The organism is Candidatus Planktophila lacus (assembly GCF_002287925.1).
Lineage (GTDB): Bacteria > Actinomycetota > Actinomycetes > Nanopelagicales > Nanopelagicaceae > Planktophila > Planktophila lacus.
Genome location: NZ_CP016769.1, coordinates 364,650 through 379,443, shown reverse-complemented (window position 1 = coordinate 379,443; position 14,794 = coordinate 364,650). Strand labels below are relative to the sequence as shown.

At 48.9% G+C, this 14,794-nt stretch carries 13 protein-coding genes; 5 read left to right on the top strand and 8 right to left on the bottom strand.

Going from position 1 to position 14,794, the window contains the following annotated elements; translation table 11 throughout:
* Window positions 1–67 precede the first annotated feature (67 nt).
* The 7 genes from A1s21148_RS01880 to A1s21148_RS01850 form a co-directional block, all read right to left on the bottom strand.
* A complete protein-coding gene (locus A1s21148_RS01880) occupies window positions 68–778 on the bottom strand; it encodes an isoprenyl transferase (RefSeq protein WP_095670798.1) in 711 nt (236 codons plus the stop codon).
* A gap of 3 nt (window positions 779–781) precedes the next feature.
* Window positions 782–1,513: a DNA repair protein RecO gene (gene recO, locus A1s21148_RS01875; RefSeq protein WP_095670797.1), complete on the bottom strand. Its 732-nt coding sequence runs from the start codon at window positions 1,511–1,513 to the stop codon at window positions 782–784.
* 14 nt (window positions 1,514–1,527) lie between these two features.
* Window positions 1,528–3,255: a 2-isopropylmalate synthase gene (gene leuA, locus A1s21148_RS01870; protein WP_095670796.1), complete on the bottom strand. Its 1,728-nt coding sequence runs from the start codon at window positions 3,253–3,255 to the stop codon at window positions 1,528–1,530.
* Between the two features lie 162 nt (window positions 3,256–3,417).
* Window positions 3,418–4,371 carry a Gfo/Idh/MocA family protein gene (locus A1s21148_RS01865; RefSeq protein WP_190276907.1) on the bottom strand — a complete coding sequence of 318 codons (954 nt, stop codon included), beginning with the start codon at window positions 4,369–4,371 and terminating at the stop codon, window positions 3,418–3,420.
* Between the two features lie 30 nt (window positions 4,372–4,401).
* Window positions 4,402–5,166, bottom strand: a complete 765-nt coding sequence (gene heR, locus A1s21148_RS01860; protein WP_095670794.1) for a heliorhodopsin HeR — start codon at window positions 5,164–5,166, stop codon at window positions 4,402–4,404.
* A 36-nt stretch (window positions 5,167–5,202) separates the two neighbouring features.
* Complete coding sequence (locus A1s21148_RS01855; RefSeq protein WP_095671794.1) at window positions 5,203–6,495, bottom strand: glutamine synthetase family protein; 1,293 nt, start codon at window positions 6,493–6,495, stop codon at window positions 5,203–5,205.
* Window positions 6,496–6,574: 79 nt separating this feature from the next.
* Window positions 6,575–8,239: an NAD+ synthase gene (locus A1s21148_RS01850; RefSeq protein ID WP_095670793.1), complete on the bottom strand. Its 1,665-nt coding sequence runs from the start codon at window positions 8,237–8,239 to the stop codon at window positions 6,575–6,577.
* A gap of 91 nt (window positions 8,240–8,330) precedes the next feature.
* On the opposite strand from A1s21148_RS01850, the gene panB reads away from it, so the two are divergent.
* The 3 genes from panB (at window position 8,331) to A1s21148_RS01835 (ending at window position 11,054) form a co-directional block, all read left to right on the top strand.
* Entirely contained in the window at window positions 8,331–9,149 is an 819-nt protein-coding gene (gene panB / locus A1s21148_RS01845; RefSeq protein WP_095670792.1) for a 3-methyl-2-oxobutanoate hydroxymethyltransferase, read from the top strand.
* Between the two features lie 5 nt (window positions 9,150–9,154).
* Complete coding sequence (locus tag A1s21148_RS01840; RefSeq protein WP_095670791.1) at window positions 9,155–10,435, top strand: MFS transporter; 1,281 nt, start codon at window positions 9,155–9,157, stop codon at window positions 10,433–10,435.
* Between the two features lie 232 nt (window positions 10,436–10,667).
* On the top strand, window positions 10,668–11,054 hold the full coding sequence (locus A1s21148_RS01835) for a hypothetical protein (RefSeq protein ID WP_095670790.1): 387 nt from the start codon (window positions 10,668–10,670) through the stop codon (window positions 11,052–11,054).
* Window positions 11,055–11,098: 44 nt separating this feature from the next.
* Here A1s21148_RS01835 and A1s21148_RS01830 read toward each other — a convergent pair whose 3' ends face one another.
* The gene (locus A1s21148_RS01830; protein ID WP_095670789.1) at window positions 11,099–11,581 is read right to left on the bottom strand and encodes a MarR family winged helix-turn-helix transcriptional regulator; all 483 of its coding nucleotides are present in this window, start codon (window positions 11,579–11,581) and stop codon (window positions 11,099–11,101) included.
* 76 nt (window positions 11,582–11,657) lie between these two features.
* Here A1s21148_RS01830 and A1s21148_RS01825 point away from each other — a divergent pair, with 76 nt between their 5' ends.
* Together A1s21148_RS01825 and A1s21148_RS01820 are read left to right on the top strand one after the other, a co-directional pair.
* Complete coding sequence (locus A1s21148_RS01825; RefSeq protein WP_095670788.1) at window positions 11,658–13,610, top strand: M13 family metallopeptidase; 1,953 nt, start codon at window positions 11,658–11,660, stop codon at window positions 13,608–13,610.
* A gap of 29 nt (window positions 13,611–13,639) precedes the next feature.
* Window positions 13,640–14,794, top strand: a complete 1,155-nt coding sequence (locus tag A1s21148_RS01820) for a zinc-binding dehydrogenase (RefSeq protein ID WP_095670787.1) — start codon at window positions 13,640–13,642, stop codon at window positions 14,792–14,794.

Here is a 14,794-nt window from a genome sequence, read left to right as displayed (position 1 = left end):
CGCTTTTCCGCAATCTCCACTGTTGGGAAGGTCAAGCCTTCCCACATTTCAATCAATTCGGAAATCGCTACGCTTTTCCGAATCTTCTATCTCGCTCCGAATAAATCTCAATAGCTTTCCATAATTGCTTTGGCGTCATATCCGGCCATAAGACATCCATAAAGACGAATTCGGCATAGACCGATTGCCACGGTAAGAAGTTGCTGGTGCGCTGCTCCCCTGATGAACGTAAGAACAAATCAACATCGCGCATCTTCGGTGAGTAAAGATATTTCTCAATCGTCTTTTCAGTAATCGCATCGGGCTTTAACTTGCCGCGCTTTACATCGCGCGCCAGTGCAGTTGTGGCATCAACGAGTTCAGAGCGTCCCCCATAGTTCACGCACATATTTAAAGTTAAGGTCTTGTTCTTCCTTGTTAACTCCTGCGCCTCTTCTAGCTCAGAGATAACTGATTTCCATAAACGCTGCGGGCGACCAATCCATTGGATCTTTACACCCATCTCATTTAAACGATCACGGCGCCGGCGCAGTACATCGCGGCTATAGCCCATCAAGAACTTAACTTCTTCAGGGGTGCGCTTCCAGTTTTCGGTGGAAAAGGCATACGCGCTTAACTCTTTCACGCCAAAACCAATTGCTGCTTCGACTAAATCAAATAGAACTTTCTCGCCTGCTTCATGTCCTGCGGTGCGCGCAAGTCCGCGATCTTTTGCCCAACGGCCATTGCCATCCATCACAATTGCGATGTGTTCTGGGATCTCGATCTTTTTACTCAACTCTTAAACTCTCTCCACGATCGGCAGGCTTCGTAGGCCACGTTCGAGATGCCATTGTAAGTAAGCAATGACTAAACCACTAGCCTCGCGGCGATGTCGCGGTTCACTTGCTTGCGCAACATCCCAATCACTACTCAAAAGAGCGCCGAGTAATTGCAGGGTTTCAGGGGCGGGAGTTGCCGATGCCGATGGGCGACATTCCATACATACAGATCCCCCACCAACTAGCGAGAAGTAACGATGTGGTCCGGGTTTTTCGCAGCGCGAACAATTGGTAGTCGATGGCGCATAGCCACCGATAGCAAGTGAGCGCAGTAAGAATGCATCCAAGATAAGCGATGCGTCATAACGATTTTCGGCTAGCGCCTTCATGCCACCAACAACTAATTGAAATTCCTGCAACGCTGGTTCGTATTCCTGCGAAGTAAAACGTTCCGCCGTTTCCAGAATCGCTGATGCGATTGTCCAGCGCTGGTAATCATCAGTTAGCGCTTCACCGTAATTATTGATCGCTTCAACTTGGGTGATCGTGTCGAAGGTGCGCCCTTTATGAAGTTGGATATCTACATGGCTACCGGGTTCAAGGCGCGCTCCGAATTTAGACATGGTGCGGCGAACGCCTTTGGCAACGCCACGAACGCGACCATGTTCGCGAGTTAAGAGCGTGATGATGCGATCTGCTTCACCCAACTTCTGGGTGCGCAAAATAATTGCTTCGTCACGATAAAGGCTCACGAAGGTAAAGGTAGTCAGCGAATAGCGCGATTTATTGCAGACACGACCGCTTTAAGTGAAGCAGTTGTGGTGTTTGGGTCGATTCCGACGCCCCAGAAAACTTCGCTACCGATTGAGCACTCCAGGTAGGCAGCAGCTGATGCATCGCCACCGGCAGAAAGTGCATGCTCGTAGTAATCAAGGACTCGAACATCTACGCCGTAGTTCTGCAAGATATTGCAGAAGGCAGCGATTGGACCGTTGCCTTGGCCAGAAAGTTCTTTAACTTCACCGCGATCAAGAATTGTCACAGTTAGGTGAACATCTTCATTTAATACTGAAGTCTGCGAAAGTCCTTTAAGTCTGAAACGTCCCCAAGGCGCAGATTCAGTTGGCAGATACTCATCTTCGAAGATATGCCACAGCGCATCTGAAGTAATCTCGCCACCTTCAGTATCTGTCTTAGCCTGCACAACGCGACTAAATTCAATTTGATGGCGACGTGGCAGATCAAGATGATGCTCGTGCTTCATCAGATAAGAAACTCCACCCTTGCCAGATTGCGAGTTAACGCGGATAACTGCTTCGTATGAACGACCAATATCTTTTGGATCAATTGGAAGATATGGAATCGCCCAAGTGAACTTATCTTTATCAACGCCCGCCGCCTGCGCATCTCTTTCAAGGTGCTCAAAGCCTTTCTTAATCGCATCTTGATGCGAACCAGAGAAGGCGGTGAAGACTAGATCTCCACCATATGGATGGCGTTCTGGAACGCGAAGTTGGTTGGCATATTCCACGGTGCGGCGGATCTCATCGATATCTGAGAAATCGATCATCGGATCGATGCCATGTGAAACCAAGTTCATACCAAGAGTTACCAGACAAACATTTCCGGTGCGCTCTCCATTTCCAAAGAGCGTTCCTTCAATGCGATCTGCTCCTGCTAAATAACCAAGTTCTGCTGCTGCAACACCGGTGCCACGATCGTTATGTGGGTGAAGTGAAACAATTACGCTCTCACGATTTACCAGGTTACGACACATCCACTCGATCGAATCGGCGTAAACATTTGGCGTTGCCATCTCAACTGTTGCTGGCAAGTTCATGATCGTCTTCCACTGCGGAGTTGGCTTCCAGATCGCATTTACCGCGTTGCAAACTTCAACTGCGAATTCAAGTTCGGTGCCGGTATATGACTCAGGTGAATATTCAAAGGAAACCTTGGTGCCAGGCACAGTTGAAACCAGATCAAGACAGAGTTGCGCACCATCAGTTGCGATCTTCTTTATGCCTTCTTTATCTAGGCCAAAGACCACGCGACGTTGCAGAGTAGATGTTGAGTTATAAAGGTGGACGATCGCTTGCTTAGAGCCTTTGATCGCTTCATAGGTACGGCGGATTAACGGTTCGCGGGCTTGAGTAAGAACCTGGATGACAACATCATCGGGGATCATATCTTCGTCAATGATTTTACGAACGAAATCAAAATCAGTTTGTGATGCAGATGGGAAACCAACTTCGATCTCTTTGTAGCCCATCTTTACCAAAAGCTTAAACATCGCCAATTTACGTGGTGTATCCATGGGATCGATCAACGCTTGATTGCCATCGCGAAGATCAACCGAACACCACTGCGGCGCCTTGGTCATCTGCTTAGTTGGCCAGGTGCGATCTTTGAGATCTACTGGAATAAATGATGAATAACGATGCACGGGCATCGCGGAAGGTTTTTGATCAGGGAAATTCTTATCTTGAGACATTTCTTAACTCCTAATTTTTTGGGTTTTGTCGGGTTTTACCGGTGCGACAAACCCCGCGGCGAGGGGACCGGTTACTTGGCCCCGCCACGGCAGCGAAGGAGGAGGCTGCGAAGTGTCATGTATAAATAGTAACGCGATTAGTCAGATACGGGCAAGCCAGGCTTAAAAGACGTGAACCTGCTCCATAACTTCCATAATTTTTACAGTTTCAGCAAGGCTAAGAATTGGACTTTCAGTTAGCCCTTTAGCGATGCACTCTTCAACGTGAATTGCTTGATATTGCATTCCGCGTCCCGCAATTTTCTCTTCATAAGTGCGCACTAGCTGATGCTTATTATCGAAGATGCTAAATGTGGTCTGTTCGAAGAACCAACCATCAATTTCAATGCGACCTTTATCGCCGTGAATTGCCGCGGTGAGTGTGCCTGCCATTGTCATGCAAGAGTTAATCAGCGCCAGGCTGCCGTTGTTGTATTGCAATACAGCAGCCGTTGCAGAGTCAACCCCGGTGTCAGTCATGATCGATTTTCCGCTAACTGAATCTGGGAAACCTAAGGTGCGAATTGCCATATGCATTGGATAAATTCCGAGATCGTAATGCGCACCGCCACCTTGTTCGCGATTCCAAAGACGCGGTGCTCTTTCGATTGGCAGATACTGGCTGTGATCGGCATAGACAAAGTGTGGTGTGCCAATTTCTCCTGCGTTAATCGCGGCAAATACTGCAGTCATAGTTGGCAAGAAACGAGTCCACATCGCCTCCATGACAAAGACATTTTTGCGCTTAGCTGCTGCGTAGATTTCATGAGCATCTGCAGCGTTCATGGTGAAAGGTTTTTCTAGCAAGACATGCTTGCCGGCTTCGATTGCTAAGAGCGCATGATCGCGGTGCAAGGTCTGAACGGTAGAAATATAAATAACATCGACTTCAGGATCTGCAACCAGAGATGCGTAATCTGGATGGCGGTTTGGGATATTGAACTTATCGGCGAAGGCGTTGGTGCGCGCCATATCGCGCGTTGCAACTGCTTGGATCTTTAAACCAGCATGGCCAAAATCTGTCGCGATGATGTCAGCAATTCCACCTGCTCCTAGATAACCCCAACGTAGTGACACGTATCCTCCAATAAAATTTTAATTAAATCTCTATACGGGGATAAGTGTATTGGCGAAGATCTGCCACGCAAGGAGTGATTTAGCAACTAGTGAAAGCGTGATGTAGGTGCGCTCTCCGCGAAGATAATCCGACCATTTGCCGATCTTCTTATATTGAACAAATTGAACAAGTGCGAAGGAGTTGAATAGAACGAAGATGGTGAAGACGATGAAGTAGACGAAGGTTGGCGCCTTATTCTCGCCAGCCCCACCGATAGCAAAGACATAGAAGACGAGTGCTAGCCAAGGAACGATGCCGGTGATGCAACCGAAGATAAATGGAACCCATCCACCGCTGCCAGGCTCTTCATATTTCTCTTGCAACCAACCAAAGAGAATCATCGAAGCGTTAACACCGAAGATAGAGATAAGCGCTGTTACCTCTGAAATTCCAGTTACTTGTGCGATCAGAACGATCATTACTGAAGAGCTAATTGAATATTCAACCCAACGGAAGAAGTTTCGGTGCGCTGCAAGTCCTGCTATATACCGCGGAAAGAACTTCGGGCTAATGACAATAAAGTGGGCGAGAGCAGACAATCCCAAGAACACTGCAACACCAATTGCAAGTGGTGCATCCCATAAGACGATTAGGTCTCCGTAGGTGCTTCCAGGTGGACCAGACATGTATCGCGCAGTGATTGGAAGCGTGAAATCTGATGCGAGAGCAAGTACTGCCACCATCTGCGCGAGGTGAAGAACGCCAGCAAATAAATTGATGCGACGTAAACCGTTATCTGTTATCTCTTTAGCCATGCCAATAAAGTAACAGCCCTTAGGGCTAATTAGGCGTTAAAGGACAGGTAAATAACGGTCTAACTCGTAAGCGCTGACCTGGCGGCGATAGTCCTGCCATTCGGCGCGCTTATTGCGCAGTACATATTCAAAGACATGCTCGCCCAAAGTCTCACGAACCAGTGCGCTCTTCTCCATAACCCCAATTGCTTCATTTAAGTTAGCCGGCAGTGATTCGGGGTTGGCGTTATCGACCAGCTCGTACTTCTCTTCTATTCCCTTTAAGCCAGCAGCCAACATCACCGCGTATGCCAGATATGGATTGCATGCAGAATCAGGAGAACGAAATTCGATACGAGTTGAATTCTCTTTATTTGGTTTATACATCGGGATACGCACTAGCGAGCTGCGATCGTTATGTCCCCAAGAAATCAGTGAAGGCGCTTCTCCCCCACCTTGCAGGCGCTTATATGAGTTCACCCATTGATTTGTTACTGCAGTGATTTCAGATGAATGCTTCAAGATGCCGGCGATAAATGAGCGGGCAACTTTAGATAAATTAAATTCGGCTGATGCATCGTAGAAAGCATTCTTCTCGCCTTCAAAGAGCGAGACGTGGGTGTGCATTCCGCTGCCTGGATGCTCGGTAAATGGCTTAGGCATAAAAGATGCGTAGAAACCTTGTTCAAGTGCAACTTCTTTAATCACGTGGCGGAAAGTCATGATGTTATCCGCGGTGCTTAAAGCATCGGCATAACGTAGATCGATCTCCTGTTGGCCTGGCGCGCCTTCATGGTGGCTAAATTCGACAGAGATTCCCATCGCCTCCAACATAGTGATCGCTTGGCGACGGAAGTCATGTCCCACAACAGCTGGTGTGTGATCGAAATATCCACCTTGATCAACCGGTACTGGTTGTTCGCCTTTTACTGGTGAATTTTTAAACAGGAAGAATTCAATTTCGGGATGTGTGTAACAGGTGTAACCCATTTGGGCTGCCTTGTTTAAAGTGCGACGAAGTACGTTGCGTGGATCAGCATGTGAAGGTGAACCATCGGGCATGGTGATATCACAGAACATACGTGCTGCACCTGGGGCTTCAGTGCGCCATGGCAAGATCGAAAATGTTGCAGGATCAGGTTTTGCCAACATATCTGATTCGGTAACACGGGCAAAGCCTTCAATCGCTGAACCATCGAAACCGATTCCTTCTTCGAAGGCGTTAACTAACTCAGCAGGTGCAATTGCAACAGACTTTAAATATCCCAAGACATCGGTAAACCACAAACGGATAAAACGAATATTGCGTTCTTCGATAGTGCGAAGCACGAACTCTTGTTGCTTGCTCATCTGTGAATCAGGATGTGAATCGTGGGAAGTCATACCCCAGATCTTGCCAAGTCAAAGTTACGGCTGTGTTACGTGGCCCTTATTCAGCCCAGCGCGAAGTCATTGGAAGTCTGCGATCCTTTCCAAACGCTCGCTTAGAAACCTTTGGCCCAGGTGGATATTGGCGGCGCTTGTATTCGGCCTTATCGACCATCGCAATTACGCGACGAACCAAAGCCTCATCAAAGCCTGCCGCAATCAACGCCGCTGAGCCTTGATCATCATCTACGTATGCCGTTAAGACGCGATCTAGCAATAAGTAATCAGGAAGTGAGTCAGTATCTTTTTGGCCAGGGCGAAGCTCTGCACTTGGCTCTTTTTCAATTGAGTTAACCGGAATTGGCTCGGCCTCACCGCGGGCGCGCGCGATTTCATTGCGCCAACGAGATAACGCCCAGACATCGGTCTTGTAAATATCTTTAATTGGGGCAAAGCCGCCCACGGCATCACCATAAAGCGTTGAGTAACCAACGGCGAGCTCTGATTTATTGCCGGTTGCTAAAACTAAATGACCTTCTTGATTTGAGATCCCCATCAGCGTTGTTCCGCGAACACGGGCCTGCAGATTTTCTTCAGCAACGCCCTTTAAAACCAGGTTATTCATATAGGCATCAACCATCGGCGCAATTGGCACGGTGCGGAAGTGAATACCGGTGGCATCGGCGAAAGCTTGGGCATCAGAGATTGAATGTTCGGATGAGTATTTACTTGGCATCGCAACGCCATTTACTCGCTTGGCACCAAGTGCATCGACAGCCAAGGCTGCAACTAACGCCGAATCAATACCGCCCGATAAACCAACGACAACGCTACGGAAACCATTCTTCTCAACGTAGTCACGCAAGCCCACAACTATCGCGTTCCAAATTTCTTCACGGTCATCAAGGCGAACAGCCACACCAGGAATCAGGGCGCGATCAACGCTGACTTCATCTTCGGAGATAATCACATCTGGTGAACTTGTCTTGGTTGCAACATCGATATCAACTACCGCGATGCCATCTTCAAATTGTGGTGCTCGCGCAATGACCGCACCATCTGCGCCAACCACAATGCTGTCGCCATCAAAGACCAGATCATCTTGGCCGCCGGTCATATTTACATAGACCAATGGCGCCTTGGCTTGGCGAGCGCGCTTGGTTACCAGAGCTAAACGTGTGTCATCTTTAGCGCGTTCATATGGCGAACCATTAGGAACGATAACTAGCCCAGGTTTGCGATCAGCAAGTTGGGCGGTAATTCCTCCATCGATCCAGAGATCTTCACAGATTGCGATTCCGATATCTGCGCCATGGATGCGCACCAACAGAGTTTGATCTCCCGGAACAAAGTTGCGGAATTCATCAAAGACGCCGTAGTTGGGAAGGTGGCACTTGGCATAGCGCGCTGTGACCTGGCCATCGCTGATGACGGCAACCATATTTTGTGGGGCGCCATTTACTTGATCTAAATAACCAACGATCGCCACACATCCACCAGTTAATTGACCGGCTATTTCAGTTAAGGCTCTCTGGCTGGCTAGTTGAAAAGATGGACGGAGCGCTAAATCTTCAACTGGGTATCCCGTCAAAACCATCTCGGGAAATACAACGATATGCGCGCCTGCATCTTGGGCGGTCTTGAAGTTGGTGCGCACCAAGGCAGCGTTGGCCACCAGATCACCAACTGTTGGGTTGACCTGGGCGAGGGCTACTCGCAACTTCATTCTTCAAGAGTAATGGAATACCCTTAGTCCCAGAACCCTCAATAGATAAGACCCGGAGACTTCTCGCGAAGCTTCGAGGCTGGAGGAACAGATGAGTACAACGACCCTTTACGGTGGGGCGGCACATCGTCGCGTCACGATTCTCGATTTAAAGAAGGCCAAGACCGACGGCGAAAAGTGGGCGATGCTCACTTCTTACGAACAGATGACCGCCGAGATCTTCGATACCGCTGGCATACCTGTTCTATTGGTCGGCGATAGCGCCGGCAATAATTTTCTGGGCGAAGAGAACACCATCCCAGTCACCGTCGATGAAATGATTCCGCTAACTCGCGCCGTGGTGCGCGGATCAAAGCGCGCACTTGTTGTTGCAGATCTTCCCTTCGGTTCATACGAGTCATCACCTGAGCAAGCGCTGGCAACTTCGATCCGCTTCTTTAAAGAGGCTGGCGCGATGGCGGTAAAACTAGAAGGTGCGCATTTGGCAACTGTTGAAAAGTTAACCGCCGCCGGCATTCCGGTCATGGGCCACTTGGGCCTTACCCCACAATCACTTCACCAACTTGGTGGCTATCGCGTCCAAGGTCGTGAAGATGGGGAGGCGATTTTGCAGGCCGCGCTCGCTCTGGAAAAGGCGGGCGCTTTCGCTATTGTCTTAGAACTCGTTCCAGCAGAACTTGCCGCAAAGATAACGGCCGCACTTTCGATTCCAACTATCGGAATCGGCGCCGGCGTTAACTGCGATGCCCAAGTTTTAGTCTGGACAGATTTAGTTGGGCTAACTGCCAATCCACCAAAGTTGGCCAAGGCTTATCGAAACTTGCGTTCTGAAATTTCGGCAGCCGCCCAAGAATTTGCCGCCGATGTGCGTGGGGGAACTTTCCCTGGCGCCGAAAATACCTTTAACTAACCCACGTGGAAGAAGATAAGCGTTCAAAATTTGCGATTGATCTAACTCCGCTCAAAAAATACCCAGATTTTCGAAATTTGTGGGCCTCTGGCCTGATTACCTACCTCGGGTCGATGATTACTTACGTCGCCGTCCCGTTTCAGATCAAAGAGATGACCAACTCTTACATCGCAGTTGGTATCTCAGGGGTGGTCGAAATCGTGCCGCTGATTCTCTTTGGGCTCTATGGCGGGGTCTTAGCCGATTACGTCGATCGCAAGAAGATGATCTGGGCGACCGAGTTTGCATCCTTGGTACTGGTCGCAATCTTGTTGGTCAACGCCATCTCTCCCAACCCCAATCTAATTCTGATCTATGTCGTCATCGGTTTATTTGCCGCCGTCAATGGCCTGCAACGCCCCAGCGCCGATGCCATCTTGCCGCGGCTAGTTGGCCATGCCGATCTTCCGGCGGCAAGTGCGTTGATGTCACTGCGTTGGCAGCTCGGTGTGATCATCGGTCCAACAATTGGTGGAGTTTTAATTGCAACCTTCTCCGTTTCAGTTGGGTACATCGCAGATATCGCAACTTTCTTTATCTCTCTCGCATTTCTGATGCGCGTTAAAAACGTGCCTGCCAATCCAGAGGCGCAAAAGCCATCTCTGGCAGGGTTAATTGAGGGTGTGCGTTATGCATTTAGTCGCCAAGATTTAATGGGAACTTACCTAGTTGATTTAGCAGCGATGTTCTTTGCGATGCCAATTGCGCTCTTTCCCTTTTGGGCAGACCAACTTGGCGCACCTTGGGCGCTCGGTCTGCTCTATGCCGCCGGAACCGTTGGCTCGGTTGCAGTAACTCTGACAAGTGGATGGACGCGCACCTATCGTTTTCATGGACGGGCGGTTATTTGGGCGGCTATCGGTTGGGGCGCAGCGATTGCATTTGCCGGGTTATCCAATTCCTTGATTCTGGTTCTGCTATTTCTTGCCATGGCCGGGGCCGCCGATATGGTCAGTGCGCTTTTCCGTGGAGTAATTTGGAACCAAACAATTCCAGATGGATACCGCGGACGCCTTGCAGGGATCGAACTACTTTCATATTCAATTGGCCCACTAGCCGGCCAGATGCGTGCGGCATCGATGGCGGCGGTTACCACATTGAACTTCTCAGTAACTTTTGGAGGGGTTCTCTGCATAGTTTCGGTCGCAATTTTGGCCCTTTGCCTGCCGAAATTGCGAAAATATGACTCTGAAACGAACGAATATGCCGTTGAAATGCGCAGAATTCGCGCCGAAGATGAAAAATAGGAAAAAATCGGGTCAATTTTTCTAGATTTTCTAGATTTTCTTAAAAAACGGCTACCAATCGGTAAATCATTTCCATTATTTTTTCTTAAATGCACAAAAAAATAAAAAAATAAATTGCGACACGCACTCCGTTTTTTCGCGCTATGTACTAGCAATATTTTTACATTTCCGTCACACTTATCCACGAACAGGTTTGGGTGACGGATCCGAACCATTCCGATAGGAGAAGTACGTGGCCGCAGCTAAGAAAGCAGCACCAAAGAAGCGTCGCAAGAAGGCAGCAGCTCCAGCAGCAGCTCCAAAGAAGCGCCGCAAGAAGGCAGCAGCAAAGAAGGCAGCTCCAAAGCGTCGCAAGAAGGCAGCAGCTAAGAAGGCAGCTCCAAAGCGTCGCAAGAAGGCAGCAGCTAAGAAGGCAGCTCCAAAGCGTCGCAAGAAGGCAGCAGCTAAGAAGGCAGCTCCAAAGAAGCGTCGCAAGAAGGCAGCAGCTAAGAAGGCAGCTCCAAAGCGTCGCAAGAAGGCAGCAGCTAAGAAGGCAGCTCCAAAGCGTCGCCGCAAGAAGGCAGCAGCTCCAGCAGCTGCTCCAAAGAAGCGCCGCCGCAAGAAGGCAGCAGCTAAGTAATTCATTACTTAATAAAAAACCCGCCACTTTATGTGGCGGGTTTTTTATTTATCTTTTAAATCTTTTCTTAACGATTCTGATACTCGCTCAAAAATTTCTGCAAGGGCCGCTTGATCGCCCTTCGATAGATGATCAACAAAACGTGAGCGCACACTATCTACATGGTCCGGGGCCGCAGCAACGATCGCCTTCCAACCCTTAGCGGTCATCACCGCAAAATATCCGCGCTTATCTATAGGGCAAGCCTCACGCTTTACCCAGCCGGCCTTCTCCATTACCTTCATGCGATGCGAAAGGCGCGAGCGCGACAACATCGCCACATCGGCTAGCTCTGACATACGCATCCGGCGTTCTGGGGCATCACTTAATTGAGCCAAAATCTCGTAATCGGCCATCGAAAGTTCATGGTGGGCTAGGTCTAAATCCAGGGCTTCGAGCAATCGCCGGCTAGCCACGATATAGCGGCGCCAAGCCTTCATTTCAGCAGCGTTGAGCCAGCGAGGTGAGGTAGCGTTTTGCCGTGCCATTGGGCAATCATACGTTAATTACCGCAAAGTTGAACTTTCAACTACTTATTTGACGGTTACGAGAACAAAGGAAGTCATGACTAAGCAGCTACGTAGTGGGATCGATCCTTCACATATCGATAAAACTTTTCGCCCCCAAGATGATCTCTACCGCTACTTCAATGGCCGCTGGCTCAAGGACCACGAGATCCCACAAGATCGCTCCTCCGATGGCATTACCTACCAACTTTATTTAGAGGCTGAAGCCCAGGTCCGCGAAATCATCGAGACCGCCAAAGGCGAAGGCGATGCCCAGAAGATTCGCGATTTATATGACTGCTTCCTCGACACTGATGCGATCACCAAAGCCGGCATTACTCCCCTGCTTGAAGATCTCGCCGCAATCGATCGCATCGAAACTCGTGATCAATTTATTAAGACGATGGCCGATCTAGAAATGCGCGGGCTAGGTGGCGCATTTGGTCTTGGAATTTACGGCGATGCCATGAACTCCGAAATGAACATTATCTATTTGGGACAAGGTGGCCTATCTCTGCCCGATGAGGCTTACTACCGCGAAGAACAATATGAAGAAATTCGCAAAGCCTTTAAATTCCACGTCGCCAAAATGTTTGCGCTGGCCAAGATTGATAACGGTGCAGATTTAGCAGAAAAGATCTACGCCCTAGAAGCCCAAATTGCATCACACCATTTTGATCAGGTTAAAGATCGCGATGTCGAACTGACATATAACAAGATGACCTTTAAAGAGCTCTGCGCCCTTGCCCCACACTTTGATTGGGCGACCTGGCTTGAGTTCAGCCAGATTCCAAAGGCGGCCTTTGACGAGTTAGTTGTTCAACAGCCACCGTTCTTTGCTGGCCTATCTAGCATCCTCGAAAACTTTGATCCCGACCCATGGAAGGCGTGGATGAAGTGGCAGTTAATTTCAGGAGCTGCGGCATACCTGCCTGACGAATTTGTAAATCAGAACTTTGATTTCTACGCCAAGACTTTATCGGGCACCCCTGAAATCCGGGTTCGCTGGAAGCGCGCTATCTCCTTTGTAGAAGGCGCACTTGGCGAAGCCATCGGCCGCATCTATGTACAGCGCCATTTCCCAGAGGCAGCTAAAACCGCAATGCTCGAACTAGTTGATAACTTGATCGAGGCCTACCGAATCAGCATTAACGAACTTTCTTGGATGAGCCCAGAAACCAAAGCCAAGGCTTTAGATAAGTTAGGAAAGTTCACACCAAAGATCGGCTATCCCGATAAGTGGCGCGATTATTCGGCGCTAACTATTACCCGCGATGGCCTCTTTGGAAACATTGGCCGGATCACCAAGTTCTCGCGCGATATCGAATTAGCCAAGATCGGTAAGCCAGTTGATAAGTCCGAATGGCTAATGACCCCACAGACTGTTAACGCGTATTACCACCCGATCCAGAACGAGATCGTCTTTCCGGCCGCTATCTTGCAGCCACCGTTCTTCGATTTGGAAGCCGATATCGCAGCCAATTACGGCGGAATCGGCGCGGTTATCGGCCATGAAATCGGCCACGGCTTTGATGACCAAGGTTCTAAATTCGATGGCGATGGAAACATGATCGATTGGTGGACCGAATCCGATCGCACCGAATTTGAAAAGCGCGCCAATATGTTGATCAAACAATTTGATGCCCTTTATCCAGAAGAGACCCCAGATATCCATGTAAATGGCGCTCTAACGGTCGGAGAAAACATTGGAGACCTGGGCGGCCTTGCAATCGGCTTTAAGGCTTATAAATTGGCTCTAAAGGGCGCTCCAGCGCCTGTAATCGATGGTTTAACGGGAGAACAACGTTTCTTCTTATCGTGGGCGCAAGCATGGCGCGGCAAGGTTCGTGCCGAAGAACTGCGCCGTCGCATCGCAACTGATCCGCATTCTCCATATGAGTTTCGTTGCAACGCGATCGTTGCCAATATCAGCGATTTCTATGAAGCCTTTGAAGTAACCGCAGGCGACAAGTTATGGCTGGCTGAAAAGGATCGCGTAGAAATCTGGTAACAGCCTCACAAAAGGTCTAACTTATCGGTATGAAGATTCGCGCCGCCGTTCTAGTAGCTCCGGGCCGTTATGAGGTTCAAACATTTGACCGCCCCAAGTTAGAAGATGGGGCGCTACTTATGCGAGTGGAGCTCTCTGGCATCTGCGGCACCGATAAGCACACCTACCAAGGTGAGACCAAACAATATGCCGGTACCGAATCAGAGACCGATACCCCGTTTCCAATTATTCAAGGCCATGAAAATGTTGGAGTTATTGAAGAGTTAAGCCCAGCCATTGAGGAATCAGGCGATTTCTACCAAGCGCCTGTAAAAGTCGGTGATCGAATTGTCATGTGCCCAGACATGATCTGCGGAAAATGTTATTACTGCACTCATATCCAAGGCTATAGCTGGTGTTCTAAATCCCAGTGCTACGGAAATAGTTTTACAAGTGCGCAATGGCCGCACCTGTTGGGCGGTTGGGCCGAATACATGTATTTCAAGCCAGGAACGTTCTTTTATAAGGTTCCCGAGAATATCTCGCCAAAAGTAGCGGTTCTTGCTGAGTTAATGGCCTGTGCTGCATCGTTAGATAAATTAAAGGATTTTAGTTCTTACTCAATTGAAGGTTTTACTAGTGGCGATACCGTTGTGGTCTTTGGCGTAGGACCACTGGGGCTATTGCATGTGGCTAAATTGGGAATCATGGGTGCCGGAAAAGTTATCTGTATAGATAAATCTGACTACCGCTTAGATCTTGCTAAGAAATTTGGGGCCGATTTAACAATCAATGTAGATAAGACAAGTCAGAGCGAGCGTCTAAAACTTATCCATTCACTAACTGGTGGCATCGGAGCAGATGTGGTTTTACATATGACCAATCGTCCAGAACCGGTTATTGAAGGAATCGAGATGCTACGCCGCGGTGGCACACTCCTTGAGATGGGTAACTTCGCGGATACTGGAGAAGTATCGATAAGCATGCACCGCCATGTGCTGAGTAAAAATGTCAGATTGATCGGGCTTTCTAACCACCCTATTAATGCTTATGGGCCGTCACTGAAACTCTTTGATAAATACGCCAAGCAATATCCTTTTGCAGATTTGGTGACCCATGAATTTGGATTAGATCAGGCAGATGAAGCGATGCAGATGTCGATGTCGCCGCAATCAGGAAAAGTTGTAATCAATCCCTGGCTTTAA

Bases quoted from the DNA above. Each gene is read 5' to 3' on its own strand.
- leuA (WP_095670796.1), bottom strand. From the start codon at position 3,255: ATGTCTCAAGATAAGAATTTCCCTGATCAAAAACCTTCCGCGATGCCC.
- heR (WP_095670794.1), bottom strand. From the start codon at position 5,166: ATGGCTAAAGAGATAACAGATAACGGTTTACGTCGCATCAATTTATTT.
- A1s21148_RS01855 (WP_095671794.1), bottom strand. From the start codon at position 6,495: ATGAGCAAGCAACAAGAGTTCGTGCTTCGCACTATCGAAGAACGCAAT.
- A1s21148_RS01850 (WP_095670793.1), bottom strand. From the start codon at position 8,239: ATGAAGTTGCGAGTAGCCCTCGCCCAGGTCAACCCAACAGTTGGTGAT.
- panB (WP_095670792.1), top strand. From the start codon at position 8,331: ATGAGTACAACGACCCTTTACGGTGGGGCGGCACATCGTCGCGTCACG.
- A1s21148_RS01830 (WP_095670789.1), bottom strand. From the start codon at position 11,581: ATGGCACGGCAAAACGCTACCTCACCTCGCTGGCTCAACGCTGCTGAA.
- A1s21148_RS01825 (WP_095670788.1), top strand. From the start codon at position 11,658: ATGACTAAGCAGCTACGTAGTGGGATCGATCCTTCACATATCGATAAA.
- A1s21148_RS01820 (WP_095670787.1), top strand. From the start codon at position 13,640: ATGAAGATTCGCGCCGCCGTTCTAGTAGCTCCGGGCCGTTATGAGGTT.